The following is a 14224-nucleotide window of genomic DNA, read 5'->3' on the forward strand; positions in this document are numbered from 1 at the left end:
ATCCGCTCTATCCGTCCCCGCGCGGACGCACGCTTCGCAACGCCTCGGCAATGGTGTCGGCCAGCATGTCGCCAGTGAGCGGCTTGCGCAGGAAGCTGTCGAATCCGGCTTGCTCCGCAGTAGGCTCGGCTGCTTCGTCAGAGCGCGCGGTGACTGCAACCAGCGGCATGTCGTAGCCGAACACGCGCAGCTGCCGCGCCAGCGCGAAGCCATCCAGGCCAGGCAGATCCAGATCGAGCAACGCCAGGTCGAAAGTGTTGTCGGCCGTCTCGGTCAGTGCGGCCAGCCCGTGTGGCGCATGCACCACCGAGTGGCCTTGCGAACGCAGCAGGCCAACGATGACTTCGGCGATGGTCGGGTCGTCTTCCACCAGCAGGATGCGCTGCGGATCGATTGCAGCACGAGCACGCTCCACTTCACTGCTGAGCGTGGCATTCGAGGCGACCCAGTGCAGCGGTAGATCGACGACAAAGCGCGTGCCGGCGCCGAGGCGACTGATCACTTCGACATGCCCCCCCATCGCGAGCGCCAGTTCCTGGCAGATCGCCAGGCCCAGGCCGCTGCCGCCATAGCGCGAGGTGGTCCTGGCGCCGTCGCCTTGTTCGAAACGCTGGAACAGACGTGCTTTTTGCTCGGCATTGATGCCCGGCCCGGTATCGGCCACCTCGAAACGCAGGCCTTGATACGAGCCCAGCGTGGTCAGCTTGAGCCCGACCACGCCGCGCTCGGTGAACTTGATCGCGTTGCTGAGCAGATTGAGCAGAATCTGCCGGATACGGGTGACATCGCCACTGGCGGTGATGTCGCCGAGCAGGCCCACTTCCAGGCTGAAACGCAGGCCGCGTTCCTGCGCCAGCGGTGCCATCAAGCCTTCCACTTCTGCCACGAGTTGGCGTACCGAGAACGGCTGCAGATCCAGCTCAAGACGCCCGGATTCGATCCGCGCCAGGTCCAGCGCATCGTTGACCAGCCGCAGCAGGTGCGCACCGGCGCGACGGATCGATTCGGTATAGCTGCGCTGTCTGTTGTCCAGCGAGGTCTTGAGCAACAGCTCGCTCATGCCCAGCACACCGGTCATCGGCGTACGCACTTCGTGGCCGAGCGTGGCCAGGAAACGTGTCTTGGCGAGCGAGGCCTGCTCGGCAATTTCCTGCTTGTGCATCGCCAGCTGCAATGCGTTCAAGCGACGCAGACGACGCCGATACAACAACACCGCCGCGGCAATGACGCATAACGCGAGCAGGCCCAAAAAGACCAGCCCCCATGGGGCCAGCCACCAGGGAGGCAACACCTGGAAACGTAGCGTCTGGCTGGCCGACCAGATGCCCTCGGCGGTGCGCCCTTGCACTTCCAGCGTGTAATGCCCCGAGGGCAAGCGCGAAAACAGCCGCTCGCCGCTCGGCCCGACGTCGATCCAGTCCGGGTCGTAGCCGCTCAAACGGAAGCGGTAGCTGTTGGATTCGGAGTCGGCGAAACTGAGCAGCCGCGCAACGATGTGCAGATCGCGATCGCCGTCTTCGACCACCAGCGGCTCGACATGGCTGAGGTCCAGCCCCCGTTCGCCGCGACGCAGGCCTACCCGTTCGATCACCAGCGGCACACGGCGATCATTGGGCTTGAGCTCAGCCGGGTCGAAGATCACCAGCCCGTCCGGCGTTGCTCCGACGATCAAGCCCTTGGCCGACTGCACCAACGAGCGCGGCACAAACTGCGGATTGGGTAAGCCGTCATGCACGCCATACACACGCACGCCACGGCTCGCCGGATCCACCCGAATCAGCCCGCGCATGCTGGACAACCACGCCACGCCATCGCGATCAATCACCAAACCGTTCGGCGCCAGCGCCGGAAACTCATGCTCGCTACCGACGGTGTCCAGGTGCTGCAGCGCCCCATTCTTCAACAGATAGCGGTGCAGTTTACCCAGCCCGGCAAGCCAGGCGACTTGATTATCGCTAAAGCGGAGAGTGAAAATTTGTTCGTTGGGTGCGCCCGAAATCGGTTCGAAGCGCGCGTTGCTAGCATTCCACTGGAGCAAACCGCGATTGGTCGCAAGCCAGAGGTTTCCTTCCGGGCCGGTCTGCAGTTCGTGCACGACCTGATCGCGATCCAGTCCGTGACTGCCACGCAGCACGGTCCGGATGACATGCCCGTCCTCGTCGCGCTCCTGCAACCCCACTGCGGTATTGATCCATATGTGTCCATCGCCGGTCTGCTGCAAAATGTCCGGCAAGGCATCTAACGCAGCATCTTTACTCTCGGAATGCGCCGTACCTGCGCCGGCTTTCCAGATCAGCAGTTGGCCGTTTGCCGGATCGAAACGCGCCAGTTCGGCGTATTGACCAACCCAGACCCTGCCCTTGCGATCCTCCAGTACGCTGCTGGCCCAGCTCTGCGTGCCGAAGCTCGCCAGCACCCGCTCGATCTTGCCGACGCCCGGATCGACACGCTCGAGCACGCCGGATGTGCCCACCAGCCACATCCGGCCATCCCGTGACCTGGCCGCAGCTTGCGTTGCGAGATTTCCGCCCTGGCCTCCATCGTCCATGCGGTTGAACACCACTGCAAAACGGCGCCAGTTCGACGGCAGATGCCAGAGCCCGCCATTGGGGCTGGCAAACCAGACTCCGCCCTCACGGTCCTGATAGGCCGACTCCCAATTGGGACGGATGCGGCCATGCGCCGAGAGGCTATACAAGGGCACATTGCGCACATCCTTGTCGATCACGTGCCCTAGCCCGGCCAATGTATCGAGCCAGTAACTGCCGTCTTGATCCCGTAGCAACACGCCCAGGACCGAATATTGCGCTGGCGTCGTCCAGGAATGCGGACTCAAGCTGCCATTGGGGTCACGCCGGAACAGCTTGTCGTCGCTGGTGCCGATCCAGACACTGCCATCCTGATCTGCAGTGAGCCGGGTGATGATTTGCTCAGTCCCGTCCGGAAAGGCCTGTCGTTCGAAGTCCTTGCCGGTCCAGTGCGCGGCGCCATCGGCCGTACCAACCCACAAGATGCCGTGCGTGTCCACCTCGAGTTGGTAGATGGCGTCATTGGGCACGCTGCGCGGATCGTCGGCCCGATGCACGAAATGATCCAGTGACCCATCCGGCCGCAGTCGATACAGCCCGTTTATTTCGGTACCGAACCAGATGCTGCCGTCTTCGGTAGATTGGATATTCCAGATTGCCGCGCCGCGCAGTTCCGGATAGCGCGCGCCGTCGTAGAAGGTAAAGGCGCTACGCGAGGCATCCAGCATGGCCAGACCGGCCATGCCGGTACCGATCCAGACGCGGTTGCGCTTGTCGACGTGGACAGCCCAGACCTGGTTATCGCGCAGCCCCTCTTCGATACGCCAGATGCGGTAATTGCGGCCATCGTAGCGGGCCAGCCCATCGCTGCTGGCCAACCACAGATAGCCGTTTTCGTCCTCGTCAAACCCATACACCACGTTGGATGGCAGCCCATCGGCCACCGTCAACTGGCGCAGCTGCGGCAACACCGGCACACCGCCCAGCACCAACGTCGGCCAGCCGCATATCAGAGCCAGGCACAGCAGCAGTCTGCAGCGCGCAATCAGATTGGTCGCAAGCATGCGACGGAAGGGAGAGCGTGGTTGCAGCATGCGTTCTTGTTTTTCCTTTGAACGCATAGTGCGGACCGGGCGCGATGCTGGCAACACGCGAAGCTGGGATCCTGGCGTCTATGTCATTGGACAGGCGTCGTGTTCGAGCTTTTACTCTGAAGCGCAGCGGCGGGATTAGTCTAAGACAGTTACCACTGGCCAGCTATCTCAACCGCTCAAGTGCATCGGCTGCGTATCAGCACGTACCCGCGCCGCCGCGATCGCCTCGACCAACATGTCGGCGGTGACCGGCTTGCGCAGGAATCCATCGAAACCTGCTGCTTGCGCCTGGCGCTCCGCATCGCCGTCGGCACGCGCGGTGACCGCGAGCAGTGGGAACCCATGCCCGAGCCGGCGCAGTTGCGATGCCAGCGCAAATCCATCCAGGCCGGGGAGATCCAGATCCAGCAGCGCGATGTCGAAACCGCCATCGACCGCCTCCGACAGCGCCGCCAACCCTTGCGCGGCATGGACCACGCGATGGCCGCGGCCCATCAGCAGTCCGGAGATCACCTCGGCCACGGTCGGCTCGTCTTCCACCAGCAAGATGCGCAACGACTCACCGGCAACCGCGCGCAGCTCGCCAGAAGCGATGCGCACGCCGGAGCGGTCGATCGGCAACGGTAGGTCCACGCTGAACTGGGTGCCGACGCCGAGCCTGCTGCGCACGCGGATCGTGCCCTTCATCGCCACGGTGAGCTCCTGGCAGATCGCCAGCCCCAGCCCGCTGCCGCCGTAGCGAGCGCTGGTGCGCGCTCCATCGGCTTGTTCGAATCGCTGAAACAAGCGCTTCTGCTGCTCCGGGCCGATGCCCGGCTCCCTGGCGGGACTGCACTGTACCTGCTTCGCTGCGGCCGCCCCTAGTCGGCAACCGGGTCTTCCTGTGCATCGCTGGCGTCAGCAAGCGCGCGCGCCAGTGCCTGCGCGAGCAAGTCGCCGGTGACCGGCTTGCGCAAGAATCCATTGCACCCGGCCGCCATCGCCTGCGGTTCTGCATCGGCGTCGGCGCGTGCGGTCACCGCAACGATCGGAAAACGCACGCCGCGCGCGCGCAATTGCGCCACCAGTGCCGCGCCGTCGATGCCGGGCAGGTCCAGATCGCACAGGCCGGCATCGAAGCTGCGCGTGCTCACCTCGGCCAGTGCCGCAAGACCATGCAACACATGCGTGACCTGATGCCCGCGCGTCTGCAGCAGGCCGACAATCACCTGCGCCACGGTGGGGTCGTCTTCGACCAGCAGCAGCTGCAGCGGCGCCTGATCGTGAAGCGGCGTTGTGCGTGCCGCATTCGGCGTCACTGCGGGTAACGCAGCCACCCAGCGCAGCGGCAGCTCGACCACGAAACACGCGCCCTGCCCCAATTCGCTGCTGACCGTCACTTCACCGCCCATGGCCGCTGCCAATTCGCGGCAGATCGCCAGCCCCAGGCCACTGCCGCCATGCCGCGCAAGCGTGAGCGCGCCTTCGGCCTGCTCGAAACGCTGGAACAAGCGCCCGCGCTGTTCTGCACTCATGCCGGGGCCGGTATCGCGCACCTCCATCCGGATGCCTTGCTTGTGGCCTTGCGGCAGCACTGAGACACGCAAACTCACACTGCCGCGCTCAGTGAACTTGACCGCGTTGAACAACAGATTGAGCAGGATCTGCTGCACCCGGCTGGCATCGCCGTGCAGTGCCGGCGGCAACGCATCCTCCAGCTCGCACTCGAAGACCAACTGCTTCTGCTCGGCAGTCGGGCGCACCAGCTCGGCCACTTGCCTGATCAGCTGGCGCAAATCGAAATCGCGGTAATCCAGTGGCAGCTTGCCGGCCTCGATCCGCGCCAGATCCAACGCATCGTTGACCAGCCGCAGCAGATGCTTGCCCGCCGACTGGATCGCGCTGGCATAGCCCTGCTGACGTCCATCCAACGGTGTCTGCAGCAGCAACTCGCTCATCCCCAGCACACCGGTCATCGGCGTACGCACCTCGTGCCCCAGGGTCGCAAGAAACCGCGTCTTGGCCTGCGACGCCTGCTCGGCAAGTTCGCGTTTGTGCTGCGCAAGTTGCCATTGCGCACGCATGCGCACACGCCGGCGGTAGGCGGCGGCAAGCAATGCGCTCAGCAGCAATCCAAGCAGGCAGATCAGCGCGATGCCGACGTCGCTGCGCCACCAAGGTGGATTGACCGAGAACTGCAGGGTGCGCACCTGCGAGCGATTACCCAAGGGGTCTATACCCTGCAGCGCGAGCTCGTAGTTGCCGGCAGGCAAACTGGCAAATTCGCGGATCCCCGCGTTGCCCGAGGTCTGCCACTCCGTATCGAAGCCTTTCAAGAAACTGCGATAACGATTGGAAAGCGGATCGCTATACGACAGCAGACGACTGACGATCTGCAACTACCGGTCCCCGGGACCCAGCTGAAACGGGCGATCCATCGGCAACGCGATGCGTGCACCATTACGCAGCACGCTGAGATGTTCCAACTGCAATGCGGGCACAAACGGCGCGATATCGGGCATTGCGGTATCCAGCAACACGGTGGAGCCATCGCTGGTCGCCCCGATCAAGGTGTCGCCCGCCATCAGCAGGCAATGCTGGACGAATTCCTGACTGGTCAACCCATCGCGCGTGCCGATATTGCGCAGCCGTGCCGGCGTCACCGAGGGATCGATCCGCCAGAGCCCACGCAAGCTGGAAATCCAGACACTGCCATGCGGGTCGATCTGCATTGCAGAGGCGTCGAATCCGGCCAGCCCGTCGGCTTCGCCCACGTGGCGTACACGCGTCCAGCCTGTTGCGGTTTTTTTCCATTGTTCCGCACCGGTGGCGCGGTATACCCACACCGTCTCCGGCGATTGGCTGGCAAACGCCTGGATCGGGGTTCCTTCGAGACCTGCAACCGGCACAAAGCGGCTAGAGGTGTCGTCCCAGGCAAACATGCCGCCCTCGCCCGCAGCCCAGACACGCCCGTCGGGGCCTTGTTCAAGCTGCTGTACAGCGATGTCGCTGAGGCCATGCAGGTCTTGCTGAGTGATGCGCTGCAAGACGCGGCCGCTACGTAAATCGCGCTGCTGCACCATGTCGATGAATGCCATCCACACCGTGTCGCCCTGCTCGATGATCCAGTCCGGCGCCGACAGCGCGGATGCCGGTTCGGGACCATCGGACGGCCAGTGGATGAACTCACCAGTGCGCAGATCCATCCGCGAGAGACCAAAGCTTAAATTGCCCAGCCAGACACGCTGCAGACGATCCTCCAGCGCCGACACCAGCTCCATGCCCTTGAGATGCGGCGACTGCAATCCTGTCTGAAACGTGTCGCCCGTGCTCGGATCAACGCGCAACAAGCGACCGTCTGTATCCACCTGCCACAAACCCCCAGACCGTGTGGCGGGTGCCAGATTGCAATAAATGGCATCGCCGGTCGGCGCGGCGGGCTTGAGCACGGCACTGCGCTTCCAATCCGCCGGCAAATACCCCAGGCCAGTGCCATGCATCGGAACCCAAAGCCCCCCATCGGCCGCTCCCAGCAGGCCGACCACATTACGGCGCGACAACGGACCCTCCCCGCTGAAGGCAGGGACCGGTGGACGCTCCCCACGCGTCCGCCATAGACCGCGTCCGCTCCCTAGCCAGAACTCGCCGTCCTGAGCAGCCACCGCGCCCCAGAACTCGTTGCCACTACCGAACATCGTTCCCCAGGGAAGCGGCTGCCATTGATCGTTGGCCCCCATGACATGCAACCCAGACTCGCTGCCCAGCCACAGACGGTCGCCGGTCCATTGCAGACCGAAAATGGCCGACTGCCGGTTCGGCTCGTCCGGGACATATTCGCGACGCAGATGTTTCCCGTCGTAATAAGCCAGGCCATTACTGGTTGCGATCCACAGCCGCTGCCGGTTGTCCGCCGCAAGATTCATGACCATGGCCTGGTCAAGATCGCCATCGACCGCGCCCAGGTCCACCGACGACATCGTCCCACCAGCATCGATGCGGACCAGCGCGCCGGACGTGGTCCCGGCCCAGATATCGCCGTCGAACGCAGCGATGCTGTAGATCTCGCCGTCCTTCAGCAAAGGATGGTCCGCAGTGCGATAGTGGCGAAAGTGGCGTCGCCCGGCATCCATGACGCTCAGCGTCTTGCCGCAGCCGATCCATATCCTGTCCAGCGCATCGATATGCAGCGCCTGGACCGCATTGCAGGGCAACGACGCAGGGTCGTTCGGATCGTGTCTCCAGGTCCTGAATCCCGCGCCGTCGTAACGCACCAGGCCATCCAGGGTGCCAAGCCACAGATAACCGGCACGATCCTGGTGGATCGCAACCACCATGGTCGATGGAAGTCCATCGCTGGGCCCTACAATGCGGAAACGGGGAATCTCGGGAATCTTCGCCGCACATGGCAAAGCGCCAAGCAGCAAGACAAGCACAACGATGAGCGCACGCATGTGGGCATCCTTTCCACGTCCAGCCCGCATGCTCGCAACGGATCGTTGCGAGCGCAAGCCAAGCGGAGCGCAGCGGGAATGCCTAGAATCCGCCCATGACAATCCTCGCCCGCCTGTTGCTGCTTTCCTCCCTGGTCGTGACCAGCCTTGCCGCAACCGCTGCGCCGGTGCGTTACGCGCTGGATCCGGTGCACACGCGGGTACTGTTCGCAGTCGAACATGCCGGGTTTTCCAAGGCGTTGGGCACCGTTTCCGGAAGTAGCGGCACGCTGGTGTTCGACCCGGACGACTGGGCCTCCGCACGGCTGGATGTCAGCGTGCCGCTGCACCGCGCCGACCTGGGCGATGCCAAGTGGAACGAGGCCACGCTGGCGCGCAACCTGCTCGACGCCGAGCGGTTTCCCGACGCGCATTTCGTCTCCACGCAGGTGGTCGCAAGCGGCGAAAACCACGCCAAGGTCACTGGAAATCTGACCCTGCACGGCGTCACCCGCCCGGTCACCCTGGATGTCACCCTCAACGCGCTCAAACGTCATCCGCTGCCGCCGTTCCGGCGCACCGCCGGTTTCTCGGCCACCGCCACGCTGAGCCGTGCCGAGTTCGGAATCGATGCGTGGAAGTCGATGATCGGTGACTCGGTGGAACTGCGCATCGAAGCCGAAGCCGTGCGCGAGGGCCGCGCCGAAGACGACGCACCGCAACCGCAGAACACACCCGCCGCCCCTGACGCTGCCACCAGCCCGGAATCGTGAGCATGAGCCTGAAGAACATCGAACGTTGGGGCGGTGTCAGCCAGACCCTGCATTGGCTGATCGCTCTGCTGATTCTGGCGTTGGGCGTGGTTGGCCTGATCATGGGCGACCTGCCCAAGACCCCGAAATATTTCTGGGTCTACACCGCGCACAAGTCGGTGGGTCTGACCGTGCTGGCACTGGTGATCGTGCGGCTGGGCTGGCGCATCTATGCAGGCGCGCCGCCGCCGGTAAGCGGTACCCCGCGCTGGCAGGAACGTATCGCCGGGCTCACCCACTGGCTGCTGTACGCCATGATCTTCGCCATGCCGTTGTCGGGCTGGCTGTACGACTCCACCAGCGGCCTGCGCCCGTTCCGTTGGTTCGGCTTGTTTGCCGTCCCCAAGCTCAGCCCGCCGGACGAACAACTGCGCGCGATTGCGCATTTCATTCACGAGTGGGGCTTCTGGTTGTTGATTGCGGTGGTGCTGGCGCATGCCGGCGCTGCGCTCTACCACCACCTGTTCCAGCGTGACGCCACCCTGGTGCGGATGTTGCCGCGCGGTTGGCTCTCTTCCAAAACCTAAAGGATTCCCCATGTCGTCCAGGTTGTTCGCCTCTCCCCTGCTGGTCGCCGCCTCACTGGTGGCCACGTTCGCTGCCGCCCCGGTCCTCGCCGCCGATTATGTGCAGGCGCCCGGCTCATCCCTGGTGTTTGCCAGCAAGTACGACGGCGAAGTCTTCACCGGCAAGTTCCCCGGGTTCGACACCACGCTGAGTTTCGATCCGGCCAATCTCGCCGGTGCCAAGCTCGACGTGCGCATCCCGCTGGCAGGCGCAGTCAGCGGCAATGGCGACCGTGATTCGACCCTGCAGGGGCCGGACTTCTTCAACGTGGCCAAGTTCGCCACAGCACGCTACCGCGCCGACAAGTTCCGCGCACTCGGCGGCAACCAGTACGCCGCCGACGGCACGCTGGAATTGCGCGGCATCAGCAAGCCGGTCACGCTGACCTTCACCTGGACACCCGGCGCGCAGCCGGTGCTGGCCGGCAAGGCGGTGGTGAAGCGCCTGGACTTCGGCGTGGGCGGCGGCGACTGGGCCGACACCAAGACCATCCCCAACGAAACCGCGATCAGCACCAAAGTCGTGTTCAAGGCGAAGTAACGCCACCGGCCGCAACCGGACGCGGCCACTAAACGGCGGACTACCTCGTCGGGTCCGCCGTTTTTTTTGTGCCTGGCGATTGAATGACACCGCACGACAGCTAGACTCGGCACTCGCCCAAAGGACGCCGACGATGCGCACACACGGAACGTTGACCCGCTGGAATACCGATCGCGGCTTCGGCTTCATTACCCCTGCTCAGCCGGGCGATGACTTGTTCGTGCATATTTCCGCGTTTCCCAGAAGCCCGGATGCGCCGCGTATAGGCGAGCTGATTTCCTTCGAGATCGAACCAGGCAAGGATGGGCGACAGCAAGCGGTGCGCGTGATGCGCGCCGGAGCGCGTGCACCCGAGCGCAGCCCACACCGGCAGCATGCAGCGGAGCGATCGACATCGGCTCATAGGCCCGTCGGGCTTGGCAAAGTCATGTTGCTCTTGCTTGTGGCAGGCGCTGGCGGCTATGCGTATGTCAATCGGGACACGCTGATGCCGGAGCCTGCGCCCACTGAAACTTCGTCAGCGGCACCGGCACCGGCACGAACACCGGTAGGCAGGACGCTGCCAGACCGCGCCTTGGCTCAGAGCTCGCCTGCGGTAACGGCACCTGCGTCGGCAGGCAGAACGTCCGCTACGCCCGCTTCCACACCGCACTACAGCTGTGGCGGACGCACGCACTGCTCGCAGATGACCTCCTGCGACGATGCCACTTACGTGTTGCAGCATTGCCCAAATACCGAAATGGACGGCGACCACGATGGCGTGCCCTGCGAGCAGCAATGGTGCCGTTGAATCAAAGCGGCCGCCCCCTTGAACGGGCGGCCGACAAGAATATTTTGTCAGCCGCATCTTTTAGATGCAGTCAAACGCCCAGGTCAAACGCTGAGTCGGTCGAGCGCGCGGTGCCCTCACCGCTCGCGGGACACGCCGTAAACCCATCCCTGGGGGCTCGGTGGCGGCATCCATGCCGCCACACGGTCCCGCAAACGGTGAGGACACCGCACCAGACAGTTATAGGTTGCTTTGTTCAAAAGCATGCACACCGATCAACTCGACTGGCCCTTGCCCGCCCACCGTCGCGGGACCTTACGCGGCATGGATGCCGCGTAAGAGCCTACACGGACGTACTTGCGGCGTGTCCCGCGATGGTGGGCGGGCAAGGGCCCTGCAGCAAACCCGCAGATGAGCAGCTCTGCAGCTCTGCAATAGACCAACGTGAAGTCGTTTTAGTAGTCGCTCCAAGTGCACAATCTGGCGCGTATCGGGTGCGCACGCGCCGCATCAGCGCGTGCCGGCATTCAACCACTCGCGCAAACGATGGCTGTCAAACGGCCACCCCAACTCGCGCCCAACCGCATCGCGCAATACCGGCACACGCTCACCATAAGCGGACTCAAGCGCCGCATCGCCATCGATGAACACGCTACTGAACTCGCCCGCGCGCGACTGCGCCAGCACTTCCACGGCCTGATCGCACAGGTGGCACTCATCGCGCTGGTACAGGATCAGGCCCATTGGGAGGTCTCATGCTGCGCTGCAGCCGTGCCGCAATCGCCGAAAGACTAGAATAGCCGCCTTTACGCTCACCTCTCCGGCAAGCATGGCTGTCAGCACGTTCGACCTGTTCAAGATCGGCATCGGTCCGAGTTCCTCCCATACCGTGGGGCCGATGCGCGCCGCCGAACGCTTCGTGCACCGCTGGCTGCTCGACGCCGGACGCCTGCAGGACGTGGTGCGCATCCGCGCCGAGGTCTTCGGCTCGCTTGCGTTGACCGGTCGCGGCCATGGCACCGACAAGGCCGTGCTGCTCGGTCTGGAAGGCAACCGCCCCAACCTGATCGACCCGGACATCATCCCCGCTACGCTCGAGCGCATCCGCGCCAGCAAGCGCATCAATTTGATGGCCCAGCACACCATTGCCTTCGATGAAAAACGCGATCTGCCGATGAACAAACGGCAGAAGCTCCCGTACCACACCAATGGCATGCGTTTCACCGCCTACGACGCCAATGACGCCGTGATCGCCACTCGCGATTACTACTCGGTCGGTGGTGGTTTTGTGGTCAACCAGGACGATGCCGCCGACGATCGCATCGTCGCCGACGAGACGCCACTGCCCTACCCGTTCCTCAGTGGCGACGAACTGCTGGCGCAATGCGCACGCAGCGGCCTGAGCATCGCCGCGTTGATGTTCGAAAACGAAAAGAGCTGGCGCAGCGAAGACGAAATTCGCGCCGGCCTGCGCGAACTGTGGGCGGCGATGCAGTCGTGCGTGGAACGCGGCATCCGCCAGGAAGGCACGCTACCGGGTGGCCTGCACGTCTCGCGGCGCGCACCGGCGTTGTACCGCGAACTATCTTCCAAACCGGAAGCGGCGATGCGCGATCCGTTGACCACGCTGGACTGGGTCAATCTGTACGCGCTCGCGGTCAACGAAGAAAACGCTGCTGGCGGCCGCGTCGTTACCGCACCCACCAACGGTGCGGCCGGCATCATTCCCTCGGTGCTGCATTACTTCGATCGCTTCTGCCCCGGCGCATCCGAGCAACGCATCTTCGACTTCCTGCTCACCGCTGCGGCCATCGGCATTCTCTACAAGGAAAACGCATCGATTTCCGGCGCCGAAGTCGGTTGCCAGGGCGAAGTGGGCGTGGCGTGTTCGATGGCCGCTGGCGGCCTGGTCGCAGCGCTGGGCGGCAACCCGGGGCAGATCGAAAACGCTGCGGAAATCGGCATGGAACACAATCTTGGCCTCACCTGCGACCCGATCGGCGGCCTGGTGCAGATCCCGTGCATCGAGCGCAACGCCATGGGCGCGGTGAAGGCCATCAACGCCAGCCGCATGGCCATGCGCGGCGACGGCAAGCACAAGGTCTCGCTGGACAAGGTCATCAAGACCATGCGCGACACCGGCCGCGACATGCAGGACAAGTACAAGGAAACCAGCCGCGGCGGCCTGGCGGTGAACGTCATCGAATGCTGAGCGGTAGCGGGTCCTGCTCGGCTGCATTGGCAGGCAACTGCGCGCGATCGTGAAGGAGCGCCTGAGTGCGATGAGGCGTTAGCCGCAATGCCTCATCGTCTGCGATAAGAGATTTGCAGCCACCCCGCGCGCCTGGTGCATCGCACCGGAAATCAGACGCAGCGAACTGATCCGACACAGCTGGCGTTCCCGCACGCGGGTTGCCACATTGAACGCAATCACCACATGCACGTGTGTACCGTCGAAGGCTGAATTCCGACGGAGATCGCGATGCGACAGCTTGTTTGCACTCTCGCCCTGGCCCTGGCCTGCAGCCCATTGATGGCGCAGGAAACCAGCTATGGCCCGCGCCTGGAAGGCTTCGACTACCCGTATCCGGTCAAAACCTTCGCGTTCACTTCGCAACAGCAGCCGCTTGAAATGGCGTACCTGGATGTCGCACCCACCGGCAAGCCCAACGGACGCACCGCCGTGCTGCTGCATGGCAAGAATTTCTGCGCTGCCACCTGGGAGCAGACCATCGCCGCGTTGAGCAAGTCCGGCTACCGCGTCATCGCGCCGGACCAGGTGGGTTTTTGCAAATCCAGCAAGCCGGCGGCCTATCAATTTTCCTTCGCACAACTGGCCGACAACACGCAGGCGCTACTGAAAAAATTGGGTATCGACCGTGCCGTGGTGGTCGGTCATTCGATGGGCGGCATGCTCGCCATCCGCTATGCGCTGATGTATCCGCTGGCCACCGAGCATCTGGCATTGGTCGACCCGATCGGCCTGGAAGACTGGAAGGCCGAAGGCATTCCGTGGCGTAGCGTCGATGCCTGGTACGACAACGAACTGAAGATCAGTTTCGAGCGGATCAAGAAATATCAGATGGAGGTCTACTACGCCGGCCAATGGAAGCCGGAGTTCGAACGCTGGGCGCGCATGCAGGCCGGCATGTCGCTGGGCAACGGCAAGCAGGCCGTCGCCTGGAACCAGGCACTGACCTACGACATGGTGTTCAACCAACCGGTGGTCTACGAACTGCCCAAGCTCGCCGTGCCGACCACACTATTCATCGGCCTCAAGGACCGCACCGCGATCGGCAAGGACACCGCGCCGCCGGAGGTCAAGGCACGCGTCGGCGATTACACCAGGCTGGGGAAACGTGCGGCCGAGACGATTCCGAATGCGAAGCTGATCGAGTTCGCCGATCTCGGACATTCGCCGCAGGTGCAGGACCCGAAGCGCTTCAATGCTGCGTTATTGAAGGCGATTGCGCAGTAAGCGGACGACGCGCAGCACTGCGATTGC

At 63.8% G+C, this 14224-nt stretch carries 8 protein-coding genes and 2 pseudogenes; 6 read left to right on the top strand and 4 right to left on the bottom strand.

Going from position 1 to position 14224, the window contains the following annotated elements; genetic code table 11:
• Positions 1 to 7: 7 nt before the first annotated feature.
• The 3 genes and pseudogenes from NYR97_RS01445 to NYR97_RS01455 form a co-directional block, all read right to left on the bottom strand.
• The gene (locus tag NYR97_RS01445; RefSeq protein ID WP_316697946.1) at positions 8 to 3592 is read right to left on the bottom strand and encodes a hybrid sensor histidine kinase/response regulator; all 3585 of its coding nucleotides are present in this window, start codon (positions 3590 to 3592) and stop codon (positions 8 to 10) included.
• A 198-nt stretch (positions 3593 to 3790) separates the two neighbouring features.
• Positions 3791 to 4438, bottom strand: a pseudogene (locus NYR97_RS01450) (response regulator); the annotation flags it as partial.
• A gap of 44 nt (positions 4439 to 4482) precedes the next feature.
• Positions 4483 to 8052, bottom strand: a pseudogene (locus tag NYR97_RS01455) (sensor histidine kinase).
• 95 nt (positions 8053 to 8147) lie between these two features.
• Between NYR97_RS01455 and NYR97_RS01460 the strand changes: the two are divergent.
• The 4 genes from NYR97_RS01460 (at position 8148) to NYR97_RS01475 (ending at position 10740) form a co-directional block, all read left to right on the top strand.
• Positions 8148 to 8804, top strand: a complete 657-nt coding sequence (locus tag NYR97_RS01460) for a YceI family protein (RefSeq protein ID WP_205394140.1) — start codon at positions 8148 to 8150, stop codon at positions 8802 to 8804.
• A 2-nt stretch (positions 8805 to 8806) separates the two neighbouring features.
• Positions 8807 to 9370, top strand: coding sequence for a cytochrome b (locus NYR97_RS01465; protein ID WP_115040636.1), 564 nt, complete (start codon positions 8807 to 8809; stop codon positions 9368 to 9370).
• Positions 9371 to 9380: 10 nt separating this feature from the next.
• Positions 9381 to 9950 (top strand): YceI family protein, encoded by a 570-nt coding sequence (locus tag NYR97_RS01470; protein WP_023904684.1) that lies wholly within the window; start codon positions 9381 to 9383, stop codon positions 9948 to 9950.
• A 133-nt stretch (positions 9951 to 10083) separates the two neighbouring features.
• Positions 10084 to 10740, top strand: a complete 657-nt coding sequence (locus NYR97_RS01475) for a cold shock domain-containing protein (protein ID WP_316697947.1) — start codon at positions 10084 to 10086, stop codon at positions 10738 to 10740.
• A gap of 489 nt (positions 10741 to 11229) precedes the next feature.
• Here the strand turns inward: NYR97_RS01475 and NYR97_RS01480 are convergent, their stop codons facing one another.
• The gene (locus NYR97_RS01480; protein ID WP_316696267.1) at positions 11230 to 11463 is read right to left on the bottom strand and encodes a glutaredoxin family protein; all 234 of its coding nucleotides are present in this window, start codon (positions 11461 to 11463) and stop codon (positions 11230 to 11232) included.
• A gap of 85 nt (positions 11464 to 11548) precedes the next feature.
• On the opposite strand from NYR97_RS01480, the gene NYR97_RS01485 reads away from it, so the two are divergent.
• Positions 11549 to 12931, top strand: coding sequence for an L-serine ammonia-lyase (locus NYR97_RS01485; RefSeq protein WP_316696269.1), 1383 nt, complete (start codon positions 11549 to 11551; stop codon positions 12929 to 12931).
• A 270-nt stretch (positions 12932 to 13201) separates the two neighbouring features.
• The gene (locus NYR97_RS01490; RefSeq protein WP_205394136.1) at positions 13202 to 14197 is read left to right on the top strand and encodes an alpha/beta fold hydrolase; all 996 of its coding nucleotides are present in this window, start codon (positions 13202 to 13204) and stop codon (positions 14195 to 14197) included.
• Positions 14198 to 14224: the final 27 nt, after the last annotated feature.

The organism is Xanthomonas hydrangeae (genome assembly GCF_032697525.1).
Lineage (GTDB): Bacteria > Pseudomonadota > Gammaproteobacteria > Xanthomonadales > Xanthomonadaceae > Xanthomonas > Xanthomonas hydrangeae.

Excerpts from the sequence above, each read along its gene's own strand:
- NYR97_RS01460 (WP_205394140.1), top strand. The coding sequence starts at position 8,148 with ATGACAATCCTCGCCCGCCTGTTGCTGCTTTCCTCCCTGGTCGTGACC.
- NYR97_RS01480 (WP_316696267.1), bottom strand. The coding sequence starts at position 11,463 with ATGGGCCTGATCCTGTACCAGCGCGATGAGTGCCACCTGTGCGATCAG.
- NYR97_RS01490 (WP_205394136.1), top strand. The coding sequence starts at position 13,202 with ATGCGACAGCTTGTTTGCACTCTCGCCCTGGCCCTGGCCTGCAGCCCA.
- NYR97_RS01475 (WP_316697947.1), top strand. The coding sequence starts at position 10,084 with ATGCGCACACACGGAACGTTGACCCGCTGGAATACCGATCGCGGCTTC.
- NYR97_RS01485 (WP_316696269.1), top strand. The coding sequence starts at position 11,549 with ATGGCTGTCAGCACGTTCGACCTGTTCAAGATCGGCATCGGTCCGAGT.
- NYR97_RS01465 (WP_115040636.1), top strand. The coding sequence starts at position 8,807 with ATGAGCCTGAAGAACATCGAACGTTGGGGCGGTGTCAGCCAGACCCTG.
- NYR97_RS01445 (WP_316697946.1), bottom strand. The coding sequence starts at position 3,592 with ATGCTTGCGACCAATCTGATTGCGCGCTGCAGACTGCTGCTGTGCCTG.
- NYR97_RS01470 (WP_023904684.1), top strand. The coding sequence starts at position 9,381 with ATGTCGTCCAGGTTGTTCGCCTCTCCCCTGCTGGTCGCCGCCTCACTG.